Annotated in this window: 4 protein-coding genes and 1 pseudogene; 1 reads left to right on the top strand and 4 read right to left on the bottom strand. The window is 59.1% G+C overall.

The window, feature by feature from the left end:
* The coding region (locus ACYP5B_RS26135) for an NAD(P)H-quinone oxidoreductase (RefSeq protein ID WP_459571638.1) at positions 1-966 on the bottom strand (966 nt) is incomplete at its 3' end.
* Between the two features lie 164 nt (positions 967-1,130).
* Between ACYP5B_RS26135 and ACYP5B_RS26140 the strand changes: the two genes are divergently transcribed.
* Positions 1,131-2,003, top strand: a complete 873-nt coding sequence (locus ACYP5B_RS26140) for a LysR family transcriptional regulator (RefSeq protein WP_459571639.1) — start codon at positions 1,131-1,133, stop codon at positions 2,001-2,003.
* 745 nt (positions 2,004-2,748) lie between these two features.
* Here the strand turns inward: ACYP5B_RS26140 and ACYP5B_RS26145 are convergent.
* The 3 genes and pseudogenes from ACYP5B_RS26145 to ACYP5B_RS26155 form a co-directional block, all read right to left on the bottom strand.
* Complete coding sequence (locus tag ACYP5B_RS26145) at positions 2,749-3,315, bottom strand: IS110 family RNA-guided transposase (RefSeq protein WP_459571640.1); 567 nt, start codon at positions 3,313-3,315, stop codon at positions 2,749-2,751.
* A 41-nt stretch (positions 3,316-3,356) separates the two neighbouring features.
* Positions 3,357-3,747 (bottom strand): annotated as a pseudogene (locus tag ACYP5B_RS26150) (transposase); the annotation flags it as partial.
* Between the two features lie 59 nt (positions 3,748-3,806).
* On the bottom strand, positions 3,807-4,545 hold a 739-nt coding region (locus tag ACYP5B_RS26155), incomplete at its 5' end, for an IS30 family transposase (RefSeq protein ID WP_459571641.1).

Genomic DNA, 4,545 nt, shown 5'->3' on the forward strand with positions numbered 1-4,545 from the left:
CGAGTCCAACAACTCATGGGCCGCACTGGCATGCTCAAGTGCAAAGGTCTTGTAAATGACAGGCTTGATCGTGCCAGCGGCCATCAGGGGCCATACCTGCTCCTCGAGCTCGTGGATGAGCTGGGCTTTCTCCGCGGGCGTGCGCGAGCGCAAGGTCGAGCCGATGTGGGTAAGGCGCTTCGTCAGCATCGGGAACAGGTTGAGTTCCTTGGCGACGCCTTTGATAACGCTGACTTGCACAATGCGCCCCTCAATGGCCGCAGCGGCATAGTTGCGCTGGACATAGTCGCCGGCGATGATATCGACGATGACGTCCGCACCGTTGGCTTCGGTGACGCGCATGACCGCCTCCACGAAGTCTTCTTCCAGGTAGTTGACTGCATAGTCGGCGCCAAGGGACAGGCTCGCGTCGCGTTGCGCGTCCGATGCCACGGTCGTGATAATCCTGGCTGCGCCGAATGCCTTGCTAAGCATCGTTGCCGTAGTCCCAATTCCTGAGGCTCCGCCGTGGATCAGGACGGTGTCGCCCTCTTTGAACTTGCCGCGCTGAAACTGGTTGAGCCACACCGTCATGAACGTTTCCAGTATGGCGGCCGCTTCCACCATCTGCAGGCCTTCGGGGAGGCGCAACGTGTTGCTCTCAGTCGCGACACTGTATTCGGCGTAACCACCCCCTGGAATCAATGCGCAGACAAGGTCGCCGGGTTGGAACCTGCTGACGCCACTGCCGACAGCCGCCACTTCTCCAGCGACCTCCAGCCCCGGAATGTCCGTGACACCCGGCGGGGGATCGTACAGCCCTTTGCGCTGAAATACGTCTGGTCCGTTGATCGCTGCCGCGCGATTCCGGATTAGGACCTCGCCGTGCGCTGGCTTGGGTACCAGTCGCAACGTAGGTACCAATACTTCTGGGCCGCCGGGATGCTTGATCTCGATGGCTGTCATCATTTCCGGGAAATTTTGCATAGGTGTAATGCGCTGATGTTTCCGACCGACGCGGAAAGCAGTTGAGGGAGAATCCGTTCGTGGATTGCCGTCACGGTGGGGGGAGTATATGTTTCTGCTTGTTTGGCATGTGATGCAGAATCTCATGGCTGCCATGCGGAATTGCATCGGCATTTGGAGGGGATATGAACTGGGACGATGCCAGAGTGTTTCTTGCGCTATATCGCGAACGTACGCTTAGGGCGGCGGCGAGATCGCTGGCCGTGGACCAAGCGACTGTGGGCCGGCGTCTCGCAGCATTGGAGGGGGTTGTCGGCGCGACGCTCTTCCTTCGCACGTCTGGCGGCTACGTCCTGACCGGGGCAGGTGAGAGTGTCCTTAGCGCCGCAGAGCGAATGGAGCAGTCAGCGATCGATTTTCAAAGGCTCACCCAGGGCCTTGACGACCGTTTGTCGGGTGAGGTGAGGATTGCTACGACAGACTCACTGGCGATCGACTTTCTCATTCCCGCGCTGCAGCGACTCCACGCACAGCACCCCGATGTCGTGGTGCAAATACACACCTCGACGCGGATGGTGAACTTAGCCAAGCGAGAAGCCGACATCGCGATCAGAACGGCGCGACCGGAGAATCCCGACCTGATCGCGCGGCGCTTGGCCCAGTGGCCGATGGGTTTGTTCGCCTCGCCCGCGTACCTTAGTGCACACGGGGAGCCGGAGATTGGTGCTGCTTTCGCTGGGCACGACCTCGTCGTCTATCAGCCCTATGTCACAGATTCTAAGAATCCGACGCTGGTTGGTGAGCCGATATCGGCTGGGCGGACGGTGGCGGCGGTCGACTCAAGCCTGACACTGCGCAACGCCATAAAGGCGGGTTTGGGCGTCGGCGAAATACCCACATACATGGGAGAGGCCGACGGAATGGTCAGGTTGTGGCCTGAGCGCACCCGCGTGGCGCCTTATGAGGTCTGGCTGGTGACACACAAGGATCTGCGCCACACCGCAAGGATAGGCGTGGCGATGGAAGAGATTGCGCTTGCCTTCGAGAGATTCCGTTAGCCTGCAGGGCCGTGGCTCATTGCCGGTCAGGCAGTGAAACGACGACGCCAGTTTTGGCGCCGTCAGCTCGGAGAGGTCTGGATTTGGGAGCGGCTAGCCAGCCACGGAAAGCTGCTGGGGAGACAGGGGGAGTCGCCTCACAGGTCTTTCTGGGGCTCATGTGCTGCAGGTTTGTCAGTGTCCAGCCTAAAGATGGGGACCGCGCTGACCAGTTGTCGTAGAGTGTAGTAAAGATGCTCCCTCGAGGCAGCGAAGAAGACTTGGTAAATCAATAACTTAGCGTTTCTTGTGTGGGCCTCCGTATCAACATTACTTATATGGTCGCCTCCCTTTTCCAAGGGATATCGTTGGTGGCGAGTAGGGTGGTTGCGGACTTATACATGGCCCCACCCCTCTTTGCCAAATGACTTGCTCTACGGCGCGCAGGAGATGGATTGCTTATATACATACGGCCTGTGCGTTGGCGCTCGTATGCGCTTGGCCCCAATGGATTTCGCTCGGCGACCCCTTCATATATCCGCGGCCTTGTAGGCCCCAAGTCTGCGCAGGATCTGTCGCCGACGGTCCAACCTGTTTGCCATTGAGTCAAATCACTTGTGCAATCGATGATGGGTTCAATTCTTCCTTTTGTTGCTGGATCTCTATTACAGAGCGAGTCTCACGCGGGTGCGTAGTCTTGCTCCTGTTGCTAACAGCACCCAGATTGTTCGGGCGGTCTTGTTCGCCAGTGCCACTACTGCGATATTCATACCGCGTCTGTCCGGCAGCTCGTTGATCCGGCGCGATAGTGCATCTGCCGGTTGGGAGCTTGTTGTACGACAGCACGAGCCCTATGGACGAGGAGCATGCGCAGGTAGCTGTTTCCCCGTTTGGTGATGCCAAACAGACGTTGCCTGCTACCAGACGGATGCTGGCGAGGAGTAAGCCCGAGCCACGCGGCGAATTGTCGCCCATTCTTGAACGCCCTCGCATTCCCTGCGGCTGCGGTGATCGTCGTGGCGATCATCGGGCCGACGCCGCGAATCTTCTCCAGACGTTGACACTGAGCGGAAGCCCGATGTGTCTGGCGAATTCTATTGTCATATCGCGCGATCTGTTCATCGAGTTGCTTGAGCGGCTTGTACATGTCGCATACCATTCCCTTGGTGAGTTCCGTCAACTCTGTGGTCGTGTCCGCGACGATCTCCGGGAGGTGCCGCTGCACTTGCAGTGGGCTTTGAGCAATGACTAGGCCGTATTCGGCAAGCAGGACACGAATCTGATTGATCTGCGCGATGCGATCACGCATCAGCAAGCTTCGGATGCGGGGCATGCATTGAACGTCCTGCTGCTCGATGCCTTGGCACTCAGCCCCGCTGCGCCCGCCGAATGCTGGTGTGCCCTCACGATGGTCGAGTCGATCAAGATGTGTTCGATCTCCCTTTCGCCCGACACCGAATGTGCGCTAGACGCCATTGCGCCGCCATCGTGCGAAACGCAGGTACAGGGTGTGCCAGCGGCTGAACTCCGCGGGGAGATTGCGCCAAGGACTGCCCGTACGGCCGATCCAAAGCTTGGAATGGGCCCGGCTACGGCCGTGGTCGAAGCCATGGAAGAGAAGTTCGTGGCTTACACCGCCGCTCTGGTGCCCCGCTTCGAGAAACCAGCGATTGTCGGTAGCCGTTCGGTCACGCTCGCCTTCCTTGCCACGCAAGATGTCTTTGATCTTGTTCCATACATTGTCGCTCAATAGCGTCTGAACCATCGTGCCTCGCTCGCACCCAAAAGACAAGATGTAAAAACACATCTTTTCAAATGGCGGTTTCAAGTCCCAAGTGCAACACCCGCGTCAGTGAATTGAAGTTGGGGGTGAGAAACTTGTTTGAGCATACGAGCGAACACCTCCAGTGGGGAGTGGAACGCGTGCGTAGCGCGGGGTCGTTTGTTCAAGCTGTCGGCAATTGCGTCGAGTTCTTCTTGTGTGTGCACGGACAAGTCGGTGCCCTTGGGTAGGTACTGGCGCAGCAGCCCGTTGGTGTTCTCACAAGTACCACGCTGCCAGGGGCTGTGCGGATCGCAGAAGTAAACCTTGACGCCAGTGTTGGCATTGAACTCATTGTGGCGCGTCATCTCCTTTCCCTGGTCGTACGTCAGGCTTTGGCGCAGCGGCTCGGCAATCGAATTGAGCTTGGCAGAAAAGCCGGCCAGCGCCGAGGCCGCAGTAGCGTCATCCATCTTGGCCAACAGCACCAGACGACTGCTGCGTTCGACCAGCACACCCACCGACGACTTGTTGCCCGCGCCCTTGATGAAGTCACCCTCCCAGTGGCCCGGCATGACGCGGTCCTCGACCTCGGGCGGGCGCACATGGATGCTGACCATCTCAGGAATCTGCCCGCGTCGATCAACCCCGCGCTTGCGCGGCATGCGTGTGCTGCGGCCATGGCGCAGGCAGGCGATGAGCTGACGGCGCAACTCGCCCCTGGGCTGCGCGTAAATGGCCGTGTAGATCGTTTCGTGAGACACATGCATGCTGGGGTCCTCGGGCCACACTCGCTTAAGG

The sequence above is a fragment of the Cupriavidus sp. 8B genome, assembly GCF_054589115.1.

Bases quoted from the DNA above. Each gene is read 5' to 3' on its own strand.
- ACYP5B_RS26140 (WP_459571639.1), top strand. From the start codon at position 1,131: ATGAACTGGGACGATGCCAGAGTGTTTCTTGCGCTATATCGCGAACGT.
- ACYP5B_RS26145 (WP_459571640.1), bottom strand. From the start codon at position 3,315: ATGCCCCGCATCCGAAGCTTGCTGATGCGTGATCGCATCGCGCAGATC.